The organism is Micromonospora sp. NPDC001898 (assembly GCF_042891255.1).
Classification (GTDB): Bacteria; Actinomycetota; Actinomycetes; order Mycobacteriales; family Micromonosporaceae; genus Micromonospora.
Genome location: NZ_JBIATC010000006.1, coordinates 217651 through 235951 on the forward strand (window position 1 = coordinate 217651; position 18301 = coordinate 235951).

Consider the following 18301-nt stretch of genomic DNA (forward strand, 5'->3'; position numbering starts at 1 on the left):
CAGGGGTTAGAGAGCGATGACGGTCAGCCGGCGGTCACCGAAAGAGCCGGTGCCACCGTTTGTGCGGTATTTCAAGGTGAACGTGTTGCTGCCGGGCGTCATGTTCGTCTCGAACATGACCTGCCCCGCGCGGATCTCAGCGGACGCGGTCGCCGACGTGTTTCTCAGCGAGGACGCGTCCTGCGGGGCTCGCGTCGTCGCACCGGAGATTGCGTAGTCGACGTACGTTTTGGCGTTGACCGTGCTGTTTGAGATCAGCGCCGACCACAGCAGGATCGCGGTCGTGCCGGTCGTCACCGTCACCGACGGGCCGGGGGTGGCCAGGTCGGTGTAGCCCGTTGACCCGGTCGTCTGTGACGTCGCGAGCGCATCCGAGTCGACTGCCCGCTCCGCCACTGCGCCGAGCCCGGTGGTGACGATCAGCCGTCCGGCCGTGGTTGCCTTGGCGGGCGCCGTCTCCAGCAGGTTGTCCCGCACACTGGCGTTCCACTGCGCCGCCGTTAGCGTCGCGTTGCTCACGGCCGTCAGGGGCGTTGACCACGCCATGTCAGAGTCCCTTCACTACGCCGGTTACGGGGTCGAGTTCCAGGCCGAGGCCAGCGAGTAGGGCGCGGGCCTGCTCGGCGCGGTCCAGCGCCGCCTCCTCCCGCTGCCGGGCCTCGTCGCGCAGGTCGTCCGGGCTTTGCCCGTGTGGCTGCCCGCCCTGCAGCGCCACCGGGTGGTCCTGCGGAAACCAGTTGCGGGTCCGCTCCTGGGGGCGTTCCGCGAGTGCCGCGTGGATCTGCGCGGCGTCCGGCGGCCACTGCACAACCAGCAGGTGCCCGGCGGCGCACACCTCGGCCTGCTGGCCGGGGGTGACCTCGCGGGCGTCGTGGCAGTCGGAATGGGGGCAGTCGATGACGAACCGCCCCCAGTTGATGTACACCTGCGCGATCACGTCGCGAATACCCCCTGGTTGAAGCCCTTGCCGGCGACGTTAAACGTGAACATCTGCGCCGGGTTGTCGATGCCGGCGACGCCGAACGCGCCCTGGTCGAAGCCGGCGCCCGCCTTGTTGAACGTGAACACGTTGGCTGGCTGCGACGGCTCGACCACCTCGCAGGCGAACTCCACCTCGTGAATCAGCCCGAGCTTGCGGATCGTGTGGCTGATCCGCTCGACGTGGAAGTCGGCGTTGACGCCGAGCACGTCGTTGCGCACCGTCACTCGGTCGGAAATGCGCCGGGCCAGGATCTGCGTCAGGTAGACATTCGACAGGTTCGCGATCTTGAAGGTGACCACGGGCCGGGCCGTCGCGTACGCCGCGACGATCCGGGCCGCGATCGCCCGCGCGTCGTACACCGACGCCCACGGCACCTCACCGGGCCACGTCTGCCGGCCGAACGTGCCGACGCTCGACGGATCCTCGTCGACGACCCGCACCGTCCGCGCCACCGCCAAGGGGTAGCCGCGCACCGCCAGCCGCGTCAGCATCGCCCCTGAACCGCCCGCGGTCACGAACAGGGTCATCGACTGGCCGGACGTACGTGACAGGGACACCGTCACCGACCCGTACCGCAGCTCGTAGTCCACGCCCTGCACAGGCGGCACCGCGCTGACGAACGGTTCGCTGCCCTGCACGGTGATCGGCAGAGACTCGCCCGCCGCCAGGGTGAGCGGCTGGTCGGTCGACCACACCTGCGTCATCGCGGCCGGCTGCCGCTGTTCCACGCTGACGTCGACGACGTTGGCGATGCTCTTCAGCCCGTGGTTGTAGCCGAACGAGCCCGCCAGCACCTTCAGGTCACCCGGCGGGCCGGACCCTGCCGGCACGATGTGCGTGAACGTGGCCTGCGACGTCTGCGACGCCGCCCGGGTGAGCCGGTGGTGCCGGTCCCGGAACACGAACGTGCCGCCGTCGACGTAGGCGATCGCCGGAGGGCCCTCTGACGCGACGATCCTGCTCACGGCGGTCGCCGCGTCGGTACCTTCCTCCCACCACCACGGCATCACCGTCGCGCCCGGGTCGATGTCCCGGCCGCCCCTCCACCCGATCGCGTCGAGGACCAGGCCGATCGCGGTACCGGTGCGCAGCCCCGAATACACCGGCGTCGACAGCTTCTCGGCACCCGGCCGACCCCACGCGTCCAGGCAGTCGGCGGTGAAGTCGTGCGCTGCGGCGTTCGGATCGGCGGCCAGGTCGTCAATGACCCCAGCGAACAGGGTGCGGATGGCGCCGCTGCTGGCCTGCGTAACGGCCAACTCCACAGGCGTGCCCGGCACCACCCTGCCGGCGATCGGCGAGGCGGTGTTCTCCGGGGAAAACTGCCCGCCGTCGTTGCGCAGCCCGAACGTCAGCTTGCCAGCCCCGGCGTCGGTGCTGGCCTGCGACGTGTCCCGGCCGTACGACACGGTCAGGTCCGGCTCGTCGAGCACGTACGACGACACATCCTCCAACGTGCCCGCGTAGGTACCCTGGCGGGACCAGTCGACCGCGAGCTGGTAGCCGCGCACCGTCATGGGATTTTCCGCTCCCGTCTGAGCTGCTGGTACGCGCCGAGGACCATGTCCTGCGCGGCCTGCTTCGACGCGACCGGCCCGTGGAAGTGCAGGTGCACCTCACCGCCGAGACGCCCCTCGCCGGGGGTGACCCGCTCCGGGCCCACCTCACCGAAGCTGTACGTCCTGCCGGACCGGCCGACACCCCACACCGGCTCCCGGATCACCCCACCGTTCGCCATCGCCGTGTGGATGTGCGCGTTGCCGCCAGCGAAGTTGTGCTGCCGCCACACCGCACCGCGGTACTGGTGCGGGCGGCCGTTGAGCAGGTTCAGGTCCTGCCACGGGGTGATCAGCTCCCGCAGCTTCGGCCGCATGGTCTCCCGCAGGAACTCCGCCCAGTCCCGCACCGGCGCGATGTCGAACGCCCGGCCGCTGGCGTGGTACGACGTGTTGCCCGTCAGGGTCACCGCCCCGGGCCGCAGGCCGGAGATCAGCGGCACCCGGCCGAACGTCGCCCGCAGTGCGGCCAGCGCCCCGGAGATCGCCGGCTGCAGGCCGCCCTCGCCCGCGCCGCCCGGCCCGGCGAGGAACTCGGAGACGAGGGCCTTGAGCCGCCCCAGCGCCAGATCCTTGACCCGCTTTCCGGCGCCGAGCACGGTTTTGACCATGGGGTTGTCGCCGAACTGCGCGGTCAGCCTGCCCAGCCCGAGCCGGTCGGACAGCCACTTCGCCGGCCCCTTGATGAGGCCGAGGAGTCCGCCGTCGGCGAACGCCCGGCCGGCGTTGATGGCTTCCAGCAGTGGCAGGTGCCGGGCGGTCTGCCGGGCGTTGACGATGTACTCGCCGCCTGCGAGAGCGACCGGGCCGAGAGGGCTGGACGCCACCATGTTGTCCACGGCGCTCGGTGGGCCGGGCAGTTGGCCGCCCTGGTTGAAGCCGAGCTTGATCGGGGCGATCCGGTCCTTCACTCCGACCTTCTCGGCGACCCAGTTGATGCCGCCGATGACGCCCTTGTTGATCACCGTGTTGACCAGGAACCGGACCGGCGCGGCGGCGGTCTCCTTCAGCTTGTTCCAGGCCGTCTTGATGGCGTTCACACCGGCCGTGAACGCCGAGGCGACCTTGTCCCGCACGGTCGTACCGAGGACGGTCAACACCGGCTTGATGTAGTTGTTCCACACCGAGCTGATCAGCGACCCAATCAGCGAGAAGCCAGTCTTGATGTTGTTGAACGCCGGCTTGATCAGCGTGTTCCACGTCCACGAGACCGCCGTGCCGATGGCGTTGAACACCGGCTTGACGACGTTGTTGTACAGGAACTTGATCACCGGGATGATCACGTTGTTCAGGTACAGCTTGAACGCCGCGAGCGCAATCTGGATGACCACCCACGCGGCCTTCACCGCGTAGGAGATCCCAGCCCAGGCGGGCTTGAAGACGTTGTTCCACAGGAACATGACGTACGGGGTGACAACGTTCTGGAAGTACCAGACCAGCGCGTTCACCACCGGCTTGATCACGTTGTTCCAGGCGAACGAGATCGCCGTTTGTATGCCCTTCCAGGCCCCCTGGACGATGTTCCGGAACGTCTCGCTCTTCTTGTACGCCACGAACAAGCCGACGCCGAGGGCAACCAGGGCGGCGACGACCAGGCCGATCGGGTTGGCGGTGAGGGCGACGTTGATCAGCCACTGCACGGCCGTCCATGCCTTCGTCACGGCCGACACGATCCGGATGCTGGCGATGTACTGCACGATCCCGCCAGCGGCCTGCACGGCCATGACCGCGGCGTGGGCCTGCGTCACGACGAGCAGCGCGCCGACCGCCACCGCGAGGCTCTTCGTGACCGTCTCGTGCTCGCGGAACCAGCCGACCACCGTCCCGGTCACCTCGCCGGTGGACTGCAGCACCGTGACCAGCCGGTCCCCGGCGTCGCGTAGCCCGTCCATGAGGTCCTGGTTGCTGCTGAGCTTCGTACCCCACTCGGTCAGCCGGGGCAGCAGCTCACCGCCGACCACCGACACCAGCCCCGTCTGCAACGTACGGACGAACGACTGGATGCGCCCCTGGTCGGACTGGTCGGCGATGCCCTTCGTGGCGCCGGCTACCTTGCCCAGCCCGTCCGTCACAGACGACACGTCCAGCCGGCGGAACGAGTCGCCGAGGTCTTCCCACTGGGTGCCGAACAGGGCCACACCGGCGGTGTTGCGCTTCACCGGGTCCTGCATGGCGTTGAGCTGCTCGACCACGGTGCCGAACGCCTGCCGGGCTGCGGGCCCGCCGGCGGCGATCGTCTTCTGCATCTCCTTGGCGTTGAGGTTCAGCAGCTTGTAGCCCTCGACGCTGGTCTTCGACCCGTCGATGGCCCGGAGGCTGAATTCCTTGAGCGCGTCCGCCGCGAGGTCGCTGTTGCGGGCGCCACCGGCGAGCAGCTGGTTGATGACGCCCAGCGAAGCCGGTCCGTCCAGCCCCAGCTTGGTGAACTGGACGCTGTACTCGGTGAGGGTGTCGAGGAAATCGCCGCCCTTGTCGGCGCCCGACTGTAGGCCCTTCGTGATGATGTCCATCGCGGCCTGCGCGTTCGGGGCCAGCCCGGACCGCAGCATCGAGCTGACCGCCGAGGTCACCTTGGCGACGTCCTGGTCGAAGACACGGGCGATGTCCAACGCCCCGCCGGCGATCTCCTTCAGCACCGGCACGCTGGCGTTACGCAGCGACGGCACCGCCTGGATCACCTTCGCGATCGCGTCGTTGACGGTGCCCATGCTGTCGCCGTAGTTGCTGGCGTACAGCTCACCGGCAGCCTTGCCCAACCGCCCCGACTCGTCCTTCGTCAGGGCCAGCTGCGCGCGCAGCTTGTCGTTGGCCCCGCTGACGTCCAGGGCAGCGGTGATCGACCCGCCGATCATCGCGCCGATCCCCGCCGCCGCGAACGCCGTCGCCAGTGCGGTCGACATCCGCTTGCCGAACGACTCGCCGGCCTGGTCGCCAGCCGCACCGGCCGCCGCCGACGCGTCGATGCGCCGGATCCGCTTGTTCAGCTCCGGCTCGAACCGGTCGGTCTTCGGCATCACCTCGACGTACGCGGTCCGCAGGACGGTCACGAGTCACCCCCAGGCGGGGGCGTCACCGCCCCGTTCTTGATCGCCGCCGGCACCAGGTGCGGCGCCGGCGGCGTGTCCTCCGTGCCCGCCTCGACCATCCAGCCGTACCAGGCGGCCGGGCCCCACCCGACGATGAACTTCACCCGCCGGGTCTGCGGGTCGTACACCCGCTCGACCTGCAGGTTCTTCCGCAGGTTCCCGGTCTGCTTCCGGGCCAGCCGGCGCGCGTCCCGCCGGATCGCGTTCGCCACCTGCCGGGTGGCCTTGGCCACCTCCGGCACCTGCGACAGCGCCGCCAGGACCTCGGGCCGCAGCGGCTTCCGATCGGACAGCACGACGCGCCTCCCCTCAGACGGGGATCTCCCCGCGCATCAGCGCCGCTCGGCGCTGCCGGACCCGTTCGTCCTGCTCGGCGTCCCAGCCGAACAGCGGGGCGGTCAGCCATGCCTCGAACTCCAGGAAGCCGCACCCGGACCGGCAGTCCCGGCCGGTGCACTTCTCGCCGTGCTCCATCCGCGACCGCAGGTGCACGTACGCCAGGTTCAGCAGCAACCGCGGCGAGATTCGGGTCAGCCAGCCAAGACCTCGCTGACCGGGCGCAAGTGCGCCAAGCCCGGGTGCGTGGACAACGACCCACTCGAACTCGTCGAAGTTGGCAGCGGCCCAGCCGGCGAGTCGGGCCGCTGCCCGGTAGGGCGGCCGGCCTGCGCCTCGAACAGCGCCATCGCCAGCCGGATCAGCTCCTGCAGGTCAGCATGGTGGGCCACAGCCAGCTTGTAGAACCGCTGGAACTCCGAGGCATCCTCCGGCACAGCCGCGCCGTCGACCACCCGCTCCGGGTTGGTCAGGGAGCAGCGCACGGCCTCCCACAGGGCGGCCATGCCCTCCGTCTCCTCGATCTTCCCGGAGGCGGCGGCACCCAGCTGCAGCATCAGCATCGGTGGGATCTGGCCTTGGACCTCGAACCGCTGGCCGCAGAACTCGAAGGTGTCCCGCTCGGCGGCCGGGCCGGCAGCCTCACGCACCGCGGCCCCGAACGAGCCAAGCTGCGCCACCTCAGACCCCCTGCGCGAGCGAGCCGGACGTCCACCGCTTGTACGGGGTCGTCATCACGGCAGGGTCGGGCAGCTCAGCGGCGAACTCCACCGGCAGGCCGTGCTTCGCATCGAAGGCCCCCCGGCCCGTCTCCACGCTGCCGACGTTGAACACCTGCGGCCAGATGAGCACTTCGTCCTCGTCGAGGCTGAGGAAGCCGAGCATCACCCGGATCTCCTGCCCGACCAGCGGCGGAACGTAGGTGTTCAGCTTCGTCGCGCCGGTGCCGGAGGTGGTGATGGTGCCGCCGTTCATGGCGAGCTTCCAGTTGATGTCGGAGACGTGCGACATGGTGAACGCGATCCGCGACGACTTGCCGGTGGTGACGGTCCGCACCGGGTACAGGGACTCCGCCACCGTGATGTCGGAGGTGTCCGTCGACTCGGTGTAGGTCAGCCCTTCCTCCGTCGCGCCGACCTCCAGCCAGCTCGTCCACGTCCCCGTGATCTTGCTGGCGGCGGCGGTGAACGTCGGGATAGCGGTGCCCAGCGGCGTGTACAGGATGCGTCCCGGGCCGGTCTTGATCTGACCCGGCTGGATCGTGGGCGCGGCCATGTGCTCAGCCCTTCTTTCCGGTGGTGGTGGCGGCCGGTTGCATGCCGGTGGCCTCGGCCTGGGCCTGCTGGCCCGTCTTGGTGCTGGCACCGGACACGTAGTCCTGCCAGCCGCGCTCCTCGACGAGATCGGCCGGGACCGTCTGCCCCTTGCGGAAGGCGTAGACGCCGCGGCCCGGGTCGCCGAACGGGATGTCGCTGGTAGCGATCGGGTCGCTCACGATTCCTCCGGATGGACTCGGTACTGCACTTGGGTGATGAATCTGGCCCGGCCGGTCGTGTCGTCCGGCGACCACAACTGCGACAGGGCGACGCTGACCCCCGTGACCCGGCCGCCGGCAATGGGCCCGAGGAAGCCCCACAGGGCCGCCTCACCGGTACGGGCAAGCGTCTTGGCCTGCACGTCGGTGCCGCCCCACCACTCGACCTGGTACTCGGGCAGGCCCTCCCACGGCCATGGCTGGCCGCCGCCCAGGGAGGTGATGCGCACGCTCGGCGAGGTGGACTGGAGCTTCGTGCCGACCCGGCCGCCGTGCAGCGGGGTCAGCGCGGGGTGGGCCTTCAGGTAGTCGACGAGGGCCTGGTCGACGTCGGGCAGCAGCGCCACGTCACGCCTCCCCCTGCTCCACGCGGATCAGCAGCGCCTCCAGGTGGTGCAGCACGCCCCGCCGCTTCCACGGCAACACGGCCCCATCCACCTCGTACGTCGCGCCGTCCCACACGACGTGGTCCGTTGCTTCGAGGTCCGCCGTCGGCGGCAGGAACACCCGGAAACGGGTGGTGACGCGCTGCTCGCCGACGATGTCCTCCGACGTCGGCAGCGGCTGCACCTCCGCCCGGTACACCTCGCCCGGTGGGGCGTTGTCCCAGTCGCGGGCCTTGTTGCCGTACCCCACATCGACTAGAGCAGCGCGTACCCGGGTGACGCGGTCGGACAGCCTCACCGCCAGCTCCAGTCCGGCTCCGGGAACGAGAACAGCGGGCCGGACGCCGCCGCCGGGTACGCCTCCCGGGCCGCACGCAGGATCTCCGCGCGGCGGCCCCGGTCCCACGTCGAGTTCGTCGCGCCGACTGCCTCGCTAGCCAAGCCCTCGGGGTTGGAGTAGGCGATCGCCGCCAACTCCAGGCCCCATCCGAACAGGTCGTCGGGGATCGGGTCCGGCCACTCGGCGAGGCCGGTGGCGGACCTGAGCCAGCCGGAGACGACCCGCTGTACCCGGGCAAACGACTCGGCGTCGAGCGCGCCCTGCCGCAGGTAGGCCTCCAGGTCGGCCTGCGTGAACAGGTCCGCCACCGCCGTCAGCCCTCGGTCTTGCGTCCGCCACGCCGGGTCGACGAGGAGCCGTCGCCCGAGCGGTCGCTGCCGGTTGGCGCGATCAGGCCGGACTGGATCGCCGGGTCGCTCGATCCTGCGGGTGACATGCGGGCTTCGACCTCCGCCGGGTCCAGGGTCACCACGGCCGGGGCGCCGGCCGCCGCCCGGCGGGCGACGAACGCCCGGAAGTCGGAGCCCTCCGCCAGATCCTTCTCCGTGGCGAACGCGCCGTGCCGCTCGCCACGCTTCAGGTCCTCGTCGCGGGTGATGTCCACCGTGTCGCCCCGGACCGCGGTCTGGTGCAGGCCCTCGCCGTCGAGGTACCAGAAGCTGCCGTGCACGATCGTCTTCTCAGCCATTGAGCCCCGTCACCTTCTTGATGCTGTACGGGTTCGTCACGTACATGATCGGGACGACGGAGGACTGGACCCAGTCGCGCTTGGTCGCCTGTTCCTCCCACGTCTCGGTTTCGAGGCCCTGCTCGACGCGCAGCTCGCCGACCTGGCCGCGAGCCACCGCGTACGCGGTGCCGTTGGCCACCCGGTTGCTGGCGAACAGCTCGTCGATGCCGGCCGCCTCCAGCATGTCGGGAAGCGCGTTGCCGTAGGCGGTGACCAGGTCCATCTTCTGCTTCGGGTTGACGATCCAGAGGTCGTAGTTGACCCCGAGTTCGTCGACGTCGGCGAGGTACTGCGCGTTGGCGAAGTCCGCGCCCGGCCACCCGGAGTTGTTGGTCTGGCTGGAGCCGGCCGTGACGACCGTGGCCCAGTTGTGGCCGACGAACGTGCCGGCGCCACCGAGCGACGCGATCGCGGCCTCCAGCACCGCGATCGCGTTGGTGTTGACCCGGCGGACGATCGTGTTCGCGAGCTGCGTGACCTGGTTGTTGAAGAAGGCCACGTCGTTGCGTCGCCGCGCCTCGCGGGTGATGAAGAACTTGCCACCCCAGTCCTCGGGCAGGGCGACCTTCGGCGTGGGCCGCTGCGACCCGACGATCGGGTACTCGTCGCCCGGGCCGCGCCGTTCGACGTCGCGGTCGGTGTAGAGCTCGTTGGCGGTGGCCTGGTCGTAGACGACCGAGCCGGTGGCGGTGCCGCCGGTGGCGAAGATCCGGTCGACGATGAACCGCTGGAGCGTGATGTCCATGATCCGTCGGGTGATGCGCGTCGGCTGCTTAAGGGCCATGTCGACGGTCAGGGTGTTGCCGGTGACGGTCGGCGGGGCCAGCGGGTACGCGGTCTGCTGCGTGGGCATCTGACTAGGTCCCCCTCTCTCAGTCGAGCGCGATCTGCGCGAGGTTGCCGGACGTGGCAGCGGTGACGACCGTGCCCACGGCGACGCCGGAGGCGAGGACGATGGCCTGCCCGTTGGTGCCGACCTCGACCCGCTGGTTGGCGGTCAGGTTCGCGCCGGCCATGATCGGCACGATGAAGCCGGAACCCCGGATGATGCCGACCTTCTCGCCGCTGGCGGCGTCGTACTTGGAGACGCCGAACGCCTTGGTGCCGGCCCCGGCGTGGGCGACGGAGATGTTGCCGTCGGCCTGTCGGTTGCCGGAGATGGCCACGAACCGGCAGCCGGACACAGTGGCGGTGGCGTGCCCGGTGATGTTGCGCCCGGGCTCGGAGAACGGGATGCACTCGTTCGCCATGTCAGTCCCCCATCCGATGCGGGGCCGGAGCGCCCGCGAACCAGTAGTCGTCTCCCGCGGCCGGGTCGGCCGACGCCTTCGAGTCCTCGCCGGCGTAACCGATCTCGTTGACCGGCACCAGGCCGGGCTTCAGGGCGGCGAGCACGTCCGCCGCGCCCGGGTCGGCCTCCAGCTGGGACCGCCAGTGCTCTGCGCGGGCCGGCGGGATCCGTCCATCCGTCACGGCCGCCTGCACGGAGGCCTCGCGCTGCTCGCGCAGTTGCTGCGCCCGCGCGTCCCGACCGTCGCGGGCGTCCGCGAGTAGCTGGGCGTGCTGGGCCTCGTCGAGCACCACGGTGCCCGGTGCGGTCTGCGGCGGCGCGGGTCGCTCGACGAGCGCCGTGTCGAGGGCCGCAAGGATCGTGGCCTCGTCGGCGTCGTCGGCGACGTGGAGCCGCTGCCGCAGGTCGGTGAGCTGCTCGTCGCTGAACGCCACGGCGCGGCTCCTTTCCTGGATGGTGGTGGACCCGGCCGCCGGGATGGCGGGCGCGGGGGCCTGCGAGCGGCCCGCGTACGCGAACGCGCTCAGGTCGAATCGGTCCTGCGACCGGTAGGTGTCCCACAGGTCCCAGAAGCTCCCGGAGCCGCCGGGGGTGACCTGCTCGCCGGTGGCCGAACCGTTATCGGCCTCGGTGGCGACGCGGTCAGCCAGGCCGGCGGCGACCGCCTCGTCGGCGGTGTACCAGGTCTCGGCGCGCATGAGCGCCCGCCAGTCCGCGGTCGCGCCGCCGGTGCGGGCGGCGTACGTGGATGCGATGGAGTCGGAGGTGGTGGCCAGCATCCGGGCCATTTGCTCCATGTCGGCCGAGTTCCCGACGCAGACGCCCCACGCGTCGTGGATCATCAGCTGAGAGCCGACGCCCATCACGATCTCGTCACCGGCCATCGCGACGACCGTGCCGGCGCTGGCCGCCAGGCCATCGACCATCACGGTGACCCGGGCCCGGTGCTGGCGCAGCACGTTGGCCATCGCCACGCCCTCGAACACGTCTCCGCCGGGGCTGTTGATGTGCAGCCGAATCTCGTCGACGTCCAGACCGGCGACGTCACGGACGAAGTCGTCGGCAGTGACACCCAGCCAGCCGCCGATCGTGTCGTACACGTACACGTCCGCGCTGGTCGCTCCCACCGGCTCGGTGTCAGCCGTCGCCGGCGGTACCGCAGCGGCGAGGACCGGACCGACCCTGTACCACGACCGGTCCGGATCGCCGGCGCTCAGCGCCATCGCCCGGCGGGTCGTCGCCTGGGACGGGCCAGGGCGGCGCAGATGCCTCATTAGGTGCTCCCTTGATCCGTGGGGTCCGACGCGGTCGAGGTGGTCGGGTCCTTGCTGGGCAGGCCGTACTGCTGCCGGAGGAACTCCTCGGTGGCCCGGTCGGGGAAGATCGCGCCAGCGTCCATCAGCATCTTCAGCGCGGCTGCGGTGGCGGCCTGCCGCGAGCCGATCTCGTCGAACACGACACGGGGCGCCGGCTCGGTCTCGCCGAAGTTCAGGTCGACCAGGTCCTCGACGATGTGCTGCGTGGCCACATCGGCGATCTGCTGCGCCAACGTCTGCAGGCTGAGCGTGAAAAAGTCGGCGAACGTCGTGCCGAGCGCCCAACTGCCCGTCTGCGTGCCCAGGTTCAGGAAGTGCGCGAGCACCGCGCGAGCGATCTGCTCGTCGTGGTAACGGATCGGCAGGTCCGCGTTCGGCAGCGCGCCCTCGACACCGGCCAGGCGCAACTTCGCGCCATGCGGCGTCGCCGACCCCGCCGAGTTGCCAGACCGCCACGCCTTCGCCATGGCCAGGCCCTTGGTCAGGTCTTCCTCACCATCGGCCCCCTCATACACGGGGATGCCCATGCCGTTGCGCTCGATGGTCTGCGCCTGGACGCGCAGTAGCCGGTCCTTGATCAGCCAATGCTTGTACGCCGGCCGCAGCAGGGACCGGCCGATCCAGTTGCCGCCCTCCCGCTCGTGCACGTACACGACCAACCGGTCGACCGGGATTGGCCGCTGCTGCTGCCCGACCTTTGAACTGAACTGGGTGATGCTGACCAGTCCGCCGTCGTCGGCGACCTCGACCTTCTCGATCGTGCGCGGCAGCCGCGGCGCCAGCTTCCGCAGCCGCGCCCGCCCGCCATCGATGCGGTAGACCTGCTCGAAAAAGGCGTGCCCGAACGGCAGCATCCCCAACGCCTGGCGCAGGTGCTCCGGCCAGCTGAACCGATCCCGGGTGCGTGGCGGCGCCGGCGGGTTCTGCCCGACGATCGGCAGCCCGAGGTCGTCGGCGACCAGCTTCACCACCTCGTCGCGGGCACCGGCCGGGTCGATGCGCCAGGGAGTGCGCCGCACCGGCAGCGTCACCGCCCGCAGCACCGACGCGACCTGCGCGTCCTGGGAGCGCATCGCGTCGTACACCGGCACCGAGGCCGGCCACCGCAGCTCCGGGGTCGGCTCCTCCTCGACGACGGACCACCAACTGCCCGACGTGGAGGTGCTGGCGTACCCGATCTCGTTTACCGGAGCGGCCGGTGACGTCATCACACACCACCCTCGGGCGGCGGCGTGGCCGTCCGGCTGATCGAGCCACCGAACAGCATCACGAACTCGGCAGCAGCCATCGCCCGCGCCTCATCGTCGGTGTAGCCCTGCCCGAGGAAATGCGCCCGCTGGCCGTCCAGCCACTCGTGCATCGGCTTCACCTGCTCGTTCAGGTCGAGTAGCAAACCCCGGAACACGTCGACCTGGCTCCGCCTCGCCACGATGAACCTCCCGGTCAGAAGCCGGCCGTGGCCAGCTCGTTCGTCTCCCACTGCTCGCCGCCCTCGGCGGCCGCGTTCACCGGTGCCGCTGGCGGCGGCAGCTCCGGCGGCACCACCGACAGCCCCCAGTACGCGACCGTCGCCGCCACCAGGGGGCAGATGTCGGCAGTGGACCGCTTGCGCGACCACGCCCACAACCCATCGCCGATATCCCGGCGGCCCGCCGCGTTGATCGCCCGCGCCAACACCGGATCACCCAGGTGCCGCAGCGCCTGCGCGCCCACCGTCGCCCCGAACGCCTCACACGCCTGACCCAGATCCCGCGTCGACAACTGCCGCGGCTCGATGCCCACCTCGGCCAGCTGAGGCAGCAGCGCGCCCGCCGGGCCCGCCGGATCCAGCACCCAGTCCAGCGGCCGGTGCCGCATCAGCTCCAGCGCCAGCCCGACCACCCAATCCGTCGTCGGCGCATGCGCCACCACCTCGAGGTGCGGCAGCCCGTCCGGGCGGTACATCGCCGCGACGATCGCCGCCGACCGCGACCCGGGGGCCACGTCGATCGCGAACACCGGCCGCCCGTTCGGCGCCGACTCCTCGTCAGCGCACAAGACCCACGACTCCAGCGGCACCGCCGACGCGCCCACCGGCTCGTCCCACCAGCCCAGCCGCTCCCGCGCGAACTCCTCCGGCGGCAACGCCCGACGCTCCGCCGCCACGAACTCGCTCTTGATCCGGCCCCTGGCGATGGCGAAGTTCGCCGCCCGCCAGTTGTCCTCGTCGTCCAGGGCGCAGCCCACCGCACCAAGCCGGTGGTCGCAGTCATCCTCGGCGCAGCCACCATCCGGCGAGCACCACTCCACGTACACCAGCGACGGGTCGCCGCCCGCCCGACCGCGGTTGCGGATCGCCCTCAGGATGTCCGAGTTCCGCAGGCCCGCCGACGACCCGTAGATGACCTGAGGGTTCGGCCGCGCCGACAACGTCGGCAGCAGCGACCCCATGTGCTCCGGCTCCAGGGCGAACGCCTCGTCGAGCACCACCCGGTCACCCGTCAGGCCCCGGCCGCCCGTCTTGGACCGGGCGAGGAACTTCACCCGCGCCCCGCCGTGGAACTCGATCTCCTCCTCACCGTTGCCGGCGCTGAGCCGCTTCAGACGTCGTGAGAACTCCCGGGTGGTCTCCACGATCAGCCGCAGCGCCCGGAACGCCTCCTGCGTCGTCACGAACCGGTGAGCCGTCCACGCGATCAGCTTCGCGTCGAACAGCAGCAGATCCGCCAGCACCACCGGCAAGATGACGTTCATCGTCTTGCCGTTCTGCCGGCTCAAGATGATGGCCGCCTCGAGAGCGGCCCACCGGCCGCCCGCCTGTTCGGACAGGATCGCGTCGATCGCCAGTTCCTGCTCCGGGTCCACGCCAACCCCGCACATCCGCGCCAGGTCCACCGCCTCGGCACCGGCCGACGACAGTCGGGGCGGCACCCATAGATGCGCGGGCCGGACAAGGTCAAGCGCGGCGACGGCGTTCACGGCGCTCCTTCAGCTCGTCCACCTCGTCGCCGGACTCCTCCGCGCCCATCAACGCCGCGTCCAGCGAGGCGTGCAGTTGCTTCGCCAGGGCGGCGATACCCGACGCGGTGTGCCCCGCGTCGTCGAGGGTCTCCGCCAGCCGCAGCGCGATCGCCCCCTCGGGCGTACTCGTCCGGCCCGCCTTGGCCAAGGCCTCCTCGACGGCGGCGACCAGACCCAGGCGCACCGGCGGCGGGGGCGAGTCGATCCGCTCCAACTCCACCGTGCGCAGCCGGCTCGGCTCCGACACCGCCGCCTGCGATGCCCGCCGCGGCTCCGGCGGCCTGCACCGCTCACACCGCTTCCTCGGCCGGCCAGGACCCGGTTTCGGGGTGAATCCGGCACCGCACTTCGAGCATTTCTGCTGGTCCACGGCCACCTCCACCCAACCTCATCCAGCGTCCACCACGCAGCGTCACCGACCGCCGGAACTCGGAAGCCCGGGGAGAGAAAAGCCCGACTGGCGCGGGGGTCAAAGTTCCTGGTCAGCGAATTTTTTATCGGTTCCGGTCACCAGCGGCGGGAGTGCCGCAGCTCGACCCGCTTACCGTTCGTCACAGCCGCGCCGTTGCGTCCTCCGGCTGACCGGTTGCAGTGCTGGCACTCGGGTCCGGTGTACGCGGTGCGGTCGTCGGTGTGCCCCAGGTCCCATGGGTCGCCGGGGTTAATCGGCTGGTCGCACTTGGCGCAGTCGACGAGCCCGGCGTCCACCTTCGGGCGCCACTGCTCGCGCAGCTTCTGGTGGGCGTGCCCGTAGCCGCGGGCTGTGGTGTTGGCCTTGGCCACGGTCGCCCCCTGTCGACTATCTGTCGTGGGCTGGACTGGACATCGGCAGGTCGTGATCCTGGCCGGATGCGTAGATCATGGATCGCTGTGGTGGCCGCCCTGGCGGCCCTGTCCGTCGGGGCGTGCAGCGCCGGGGAGGATCCCACCTCTCAGGCATCCCCGCCTGTCCCGTCGTCCCCGGCGGGTGATGCTGTCGATCCGACGGGGCCGGCGCCGGTGCTGGAGGGTGATGCGTCGTCGACGGCCCGCTGGCGGGACGGCATCACGGCCCGTCTGGTGGCGGTGGAGCGGGTGCCGAACTCGTGGGGCGTGGACATCCCGAAGAGCAGAGCCCTCGTGCGCCTCCGTTATGTGATCGGCAACGAGGGGGCCGGGCCGCTGCCGATCGAGCCGCACAGCAGCTGGGTCACCCTGTTCTACGGCGTGAACCGGACGGAGGGTGAGCGCGAGGCCGGCTACTCCTACGACAACCCGAAGGAGAACGAGCGTAAGGGCCTGAACGGCGACAACGACCCGACGCGGATCATGCCGGGGACCAAGGCGACGTACGTGGAGACGTACGCCGTGCCGATCGCCGAGCTGGGCTCGCTGGTCGCGGCGGCCTCACCGCCAGCCGAGGAGGGCATCCGGGACTCGTACACATTCCTCGGCGTCGAGAAGGTGCTCGTCGAGGTGAAGTGAGGGTGGTGCGGGCAGGCCCCGCCGCCAAGGCCTGCCCGCTCTCCCGCCCCTGCGTCCGGTCCCGGGTACGCAGCAGCCCGGCGGGACCTGAGGTCAACCAGCCGGGCTGTGGGCATAGACCACCTGTTGGTCAGATGGTCAAACCGATCATGCGGCGTGGACCAGGGTGGCGTCAAGTCGACGGGGCCGGCCCCGGCCGGTTTCCTCGGTCTGGAGCCGCTTGTCCCGCTCGATGGTGGCCGCCTGGTCGATGGGCGAGTAGACCTCCTGGCCGATGCGGTAGCGCCCCAATCCGTCGCGCTTCCGCCAGTTGTGGACCATGTCGGTGGTGACGTCGCTGCCGAGCCGGTGCACGAGCTGCGCTGCGGTGCCGTACCCGCGGCCGTCGCGGCGCGGGTCGAGCAGGGGCGCGTCGCCGGGGCAGCGGCCGGCGCCGTCGAGGGCGGTGCGGCAGAGGGTGCAGCGCGGGGTGGCCATGGCGGTCCTTCCGGTCGGGGGTAGTTGATCTGACCGCTTAGTGACAGTTATCGGGTGCCTCAGCGGGCGACGGCGGGAACGAACCAAGCCCCGCACGAACAGCGATGGTCGGCCCCGAACTCGCCGTCTCGTCGCTCGACGTGGCCGGCGGGCTCGATGCAGACGCACACCTCGCCGCCGAGCTTCCAGACGGGTCCGGTCCGGGCGCCGCACTGCGGGGCGGGGGTCGGGGTGGTCAGGTCGGCCACGGTCTCTCCTCGGATGGTCGGGGTGGCCCGGGGCGCACGGTCGCACCCCGGGCCGGACGGTCAGGCGACGGGAAGCGAGCACTTCGGGCAGCAGTCCTGCGCGTTGCGGCGGGTCCAGCCGCGCTTGGCGAACTCCGCGCGTGTGTCGGCCAGCTTCCTGGGCTCGTCGACAGGCGGGACGTGCTCCTCGGAGATTTCGCAGAGGTCGCAGACGAGCCCGTACAGCTTCATCACGTAGTGGCTCACGGCCTTCCTCTCGGGTCAGTTGCTCGGGTTGGGTGCGGCCCCCGCGACCGCACCGAGGACGTGGTCACCGCATCGGGGCGTAGTGCTCGCCGGAGCAGCCGGCCGCCGGGTGGACGTCGGCCAGGTCGACGCACCCGGCCACGGCGATCGGCCGGTGTTCGTCGCAGGAGTTGAGGGCGACCCAGCCCCAGCCGGCGGCGCGGCCGATGATGTGGACGGTGGCGGGTGCGGTGCAGGCTTCCTGGTCGAGGCTGGCGGCGTAGGAGCAGCCGGGGAGGTCGTCTGCGGGCAGTCCGACGAAGGGCTTCACCGCGCACCTCCGACCGCACCGAGGACGTGGGCGCGCGGCCAGATGTGCGCGATGCCGGCCACCGCGCCCTCCATCCCGCACGGGCACCCGGGCCCGGTGCACAGGCACGGCTGGTGGGGCTGGCCGGGCGCCTGGCTGCCGTCGCAGACCACCGTCCAGGCGTCCTCGTGGCCGGCGGTCTGGATGTGGAGGGTGGCGCGGCAGCGGCAGGCGGGGCAGGTGGGCGGGATGGGTCCGCGCAGGGGCCGCCGGTTGGGCGGGGCCCACGGGCCGAGGGTGCGGCGGGCGGAGCGGTCGAGCACGGCGAGGGCGGTGGCGGTGCGCTCGGCGGCGTGCGGGCTCATGCCCGGGATGGCCTGCCGGATGCGGGTGACCGGGTCCATGCCGGGCGCACCCGGCCACAGCGCGGCCTTGGGGTCCAGCTCGCGCAGGATGCCGCCGAGGGCTGCGGCGTGAGGGTCGGGTCCGCCGGGTGCCCATGCGCCGAGGGCGCGGTCGGCGGTGGGGTCGCCGTGTCCACCGAGCGAGTGGCGGCGGCCGAACTGCTGCGAGGGGATGGGGATCTCGTCGCTGCCGCGGCTGCCGTTGACGGCGCCGGCGATGGCGGCCTTGGCGGCGGCTTCGAGCGCGCCCAGCGCCGCCTGGAGGGACCAGGCGGCGGCCAGGGCGTGGAGGTGGTGCGGGCTGATCACGGTGCTCCTCAGGCGGCGAGGGTGTGGTGGGTGGCGGTCATCCCCGCTACCAGTGCGGTGGCGGGGGCGACCATGCGGCGGGTCACGCGGGCGTCCCGGCGGGCTTGCCGAGCGTGCTCAGGTCGACGCCGAGAACCGGGGCGATAGCGCGCATGGTCGGGCAGGGCCAGACCTTGCGGTCCTCGCGGCAGCGGCCGGTGTCGAGGTGGGGCATGTGCAGGGTCATGGCGTCGCCGAGTGCCTTGAGGTAGTCGCGGGCGTCGGTGAGGGCGGTGTAGCCGGTGACGGCGGCGTTCTGGCGGGCCAC

Annotated in this window: 28 protein-coding genes; 1 reads left to right on the forward strand and 27 read right to left on the reverse strand. The window is 71.0% G+C overall.

Annotated features, from left to right (window positions below; genetic code table 11):
• Positions 1–6 precede the first annotated feature (6 nt).
• The 21 genes from ACFYZF_RS16370 to ACFYZF_RS16470 form a co-directional block, all read right to left on the reverse strand.
• Positions 7–519, reverse strand: a complete 513-nt coding sequence (locus tag ACFYZF_RS16370; protein WP_387020930.1) for a hypothetical protein — start codon at positions 517–519, stop codon at positions 7–9.
• A gap of 28 nt (positions 520–547) precedes the next feature.
• Positions 548–937: a hypothetical protein gene (locus tag ACFYZF_RS16375; RefSeq protein WP_387020933.1), complete on the reverse strand. Its 390-nt coding sequence runs from the start codon at positions 935–937 to the stop codon at positions 548–550.
• On the reverse strand, positions 934–2499 hold the full coding sequence (locus tag ACFYZF_RS16380; protein ID WP_387020936.1) for a hypothetical protein: 1566 nt from the start codon (positions 2497–2499) through the stop codon (positions 934–936). The genes ACFYZF_RS16375 and ACFYZF_RS16380 overlap by 4 nt, the downstream gene beginning before the upstream one ends.
• Positions 2496–5585 carry a phage tail tape measure protein gene (locus ACFYZF_RS16385; protein ID WP_387020939.1) on the reverse strand — a complete coding sequence of 1030 codons (3090 nt, stop codon included), beginning with the start codon at positions 5583–5585 and terminating at the stop codon, positions 2496–2498. Before ACFYZF_RS16385 ends, ACFYZF_RS16380 begins: the two co-directional genes overlap by 4 nt.
• Entirely contained in the window at positions 5582–5920 is a 339-nt protein-coding gene (locus ACFYZF_RS16390; protein ID WP_387020941.1) for an HK97-gp10 family putative phage morphogenesis protein, read from the reverse strand. The genes ACFYZF_RS16385 and ACFYZF_RS16390 overlap by 4 nt, the downstream gene beginning before the upstream one ends.
• Before the next feature lie 13 nt (positions 5921–5933).
• Complete coding sequence (locus ACFYZF_RS16395; protein WP_387020943.1) at positions 5934–6137, reverse strand: hypothetical protein; 204 nt, start codon at positions 6135–6137, stop codon at positions 5934–5936.
• A gap of 17 nt (positions 6138–6154) precedes the next feature.
• Positions 6155–6640: a hypothetical protein gene (locus ACFYZF_RS16400; RefSeq protein ID WP_387020946.1), complete on the reverse strand. Its 486-nt coding sequence runs from the start codon at positions 6638–6640 to the stop codon at positions 6155–6157.
• A 1-nt stretch (position 6641) separates the two neighbouring features.
• Positions 6642–7235, reverse strand: coding sequence for a hypothetical protein (locus ACFYZF_RS16405; RefSeq protein WP_387020949.1), 594 nt, complete (start codon positions 7233–7235; stop codon positions 6642–6644).
• Positions 7236–7239: 4 nt separating this feature from the next.
• Complete coding sequence (locus ACFYZF_RS16410; protein WP_387020952.1) at positions 7240–7455, reverse strand: hypothetical protein; 216 nt, start codon at positions 7453–7455, stop codon at positions 7240–7242.
• Positions 7452–7841 carry a hypothetical protein gene (locus tag ACFYZF_RS16415; protein WP_387020954.1) on the reverse strand — a complete coding sequence of 130 codons (390 nt, stop codon included), beginning with the start codon at positions 7839–7841 and terminating at the stop codon, positions 7452–7454. Before ACFYZF_RS16415 ends, ACFYZF_RS16410 begins: the two co-directional genes overlap by 4 nt.
• A 1-nt stretch (position 7842) precedes the next feature.
• Positions 7843–8178: a head-tail adaptor protein gene (locus ACFYZF_RS16420; RefSeq protein WP_387020957.1), complete on the reverse strand. Its 336-nt coding sequence runs from the start codon at positions 8176–8178 to the stop codon at positions 7843–7845.
• Entirely contained in the window at positions 8175–8528 is a 354-nt protein-coding gene (locus ACFYZF_RS16425; RefSeq protein WP_387020959.1) for a hypothetical protein, read from the reverse strand. Before ACFYZF_RS16425 ends, ACFYZF_RS16420 begins: the two co-directional genes overlap by 4 nt.
• A 5-nt stretch (positions 8529–8533) precedes the next feature.
• Positions 8534–8908, reverse strand: coding sequence for a hypothetical protein (locus tag ACFYZF_RS16430; protein WP_387020962.1), 375 nt, complete (start codon positions 8906–8908; stop codon positions 8534–8536).
• Positions 8901–9803: a major capsid protein gene (locus ACFYZF_RS16435; protein ID WP_387020965.1), complete on the reverse strand. Its 903-nt coding sequence runs from the start codon at positions 9801–9803 to the stop codon at positions 8901–8903. The genes ACFYZF_RS16430 and ACFYZF_RS16435 overlap by 8 nt, the downstream gene beginning before the upstream one ends.
• 19 nt (positions 9804–9822) lie before the next feature.
• Positions 9823–10200 (reverse strand): capsid cement protein, encoded by a 378-nt coding sequence (locus ACFYZF_RS16440; RefSeq protein ID WP_387020968.1) that lies wholly within the window; start codon positions 10198–10200, stop codon positions 9823–9825.
• Position 10201: 1 nt separating this feature from the next.
• Positions 10202–11515 (reverse strand): head maturation protease, ClpP-related, encoded by a 1314-nt coding sequence (locus tag ACFYZF_RS16445; protein WP_387020971.1) that lies wholly within the window; start codon positions 11513–11515, stop codon positions 10202–10204.
• Complete coding sequence (locus tag ACFYZF_RS16450) at positions 11515–12765, reverse strand: DUF935 family protein (protein ID WP_387020974.1); 1251 nt, start codon at positions 12763–12765, stop codon at positions 11515–11517. Before ACFYZF_RS16450 ends, ACFYZF_RS16445 begins: the two co-directional genes overlap by 1 nt.
• Positions 12765–12986 (reverse strand): hypothetical protein, encoded by a 222-nt coding sequence (locus tag ACFYZF_RS16455; RefSeq protein WP_387020977.1) that lies wholly within the window; start codon positions 12984–12986, stop codon positions 12765–12767. Before ACFYZF_RS16455 ends, ACFYZF_RS16450 begins: the two co-directional genes overlap by 1 nt.
• Positions 12987–13000: 14 nt before the next feature.
• Positions 13001–14515 (reverse strand): hypothetical protein, encoded by a 1515-nt coding sequence (locus ACFYZF_RS16460; protein ID WP_387020979.1) that lies wholly within the window; start codon positions 14513–14515, stop codon positions 13001–13003.
• The gene (locus ACFYZF_RS16465) at positions 14493–14804 is read right to left on the reverse strand and encodes a hypothetical protein (protein WP_387020982.1); all 312 of its coding nucleotides are present in this window, start codon (positions 14802–14804) and stop codon (positions 14493–14495) included. Before ACFYZF_RS16465 ends, ACFYZF_RS16460 begins: the two co-directional genes overlap by 23 nt.
• Positions 14805–15064: 260 nt before the next feature.
• Complete coding sequence (locus ACFYZF_RS16470; protein WP_387020984.1) at positions 15065–15340, reverse strand: hypothetical protein; 276 nt, start codon at positions 15338–15340, stop codon at positions 15065–15067.
• A gap of 216 nt (positions 15341–15556) precedes the next feature.
• Between ACFYZF_RS16470 and ACFYZF_RS16475 the strand changes: the two genes are divergently transcribed.
• Positions 15557–16021, forward strand: coding sequence for a hypothetical protein (locus tag ACFYZF_RS16475; RefSeq protein WP_387020987.1), 465 nt, complete (start codon positions 15557–15559; stop codon positions 16019–16021).
• A 147-nt stretch (positions 16022–16168) separates the two neighbouring features.
• Here the strand turns inward: ACFYZF_RS16475 and ACFYZF_RS16480 are convergent, their stop codons facing one another.
• The 6 genes from ACFYZF_RS16480 to ACFYZF_RS16505 form a co-directional block, all read right to left on the reverse strand.
• On the reverse strand, positions 16169–16498 hold the full coding sequence (locus tag ACFYZF_RS16480) for a hypothetical protein (RefSeq protein WP_387020989.1): 330 nt from the start codon (positions 16496–16498) through the stop codon (positions 16169–16171).
• A 59-nt stretch (positions 16499–16557) separates the two neighbouring features.
• Positions 16558–16746, reverse strand: a complete 189-nt coding sequence (locus ACFYZF_RS16485; protein ID WP_387020991.1) for a hypothetical protein — start codon at positions 16744–16746, stop codon at positions 16558–16560.
• 60 nt (positions 16747–16806) lie between these two features.
• Positions 16807–16992 (reverse strand): hypothetical protein, encoded by a 186-nt coding sequence (locus tag ACFYZF_RS16490; RefSeq protein ID WP_387020992.1) that lies wholly within the window; start codon positions 16990–16992, stop codon positions 16807–16809.
• A 64-nt stretch (positions 16993–17056) separates the two neighbouring features.
• On the reverse strand, positions 17057–17302 hold the full coding sequence (locus tag ACFYZF_RS16495) for a hypothetical protein (protein ID WP_387020995.1): 246 nt from the start codon (positions 17300–17302) through the stop codon (positions 17057–17059).
• Positions 17299–17994, reverse strand: a complete 696-nt coding sequence (locus ACFYZF_RS16500; RefSeq protein ID WP_387020997.1) for a hypothetical protein — start codon at positions 17992–17994, stop codon at positions 17299–17301. The genes ACFYZF_RS16495 and ACFYZF_RS16500 overlap by 4 nt, the downstream gene beginning before the upstream one ends.
• Before the next feature lie 82 nt (positions 17995–18076).
• Positions 18077–18301, reverse strand: a complete 225-nt coding sequence (locus ACFYZF_RS16505; protein ID WP_387021000.1) for a hypothetical protein — start codon at positions 18299–18301, stop codon at positions 18077–18079.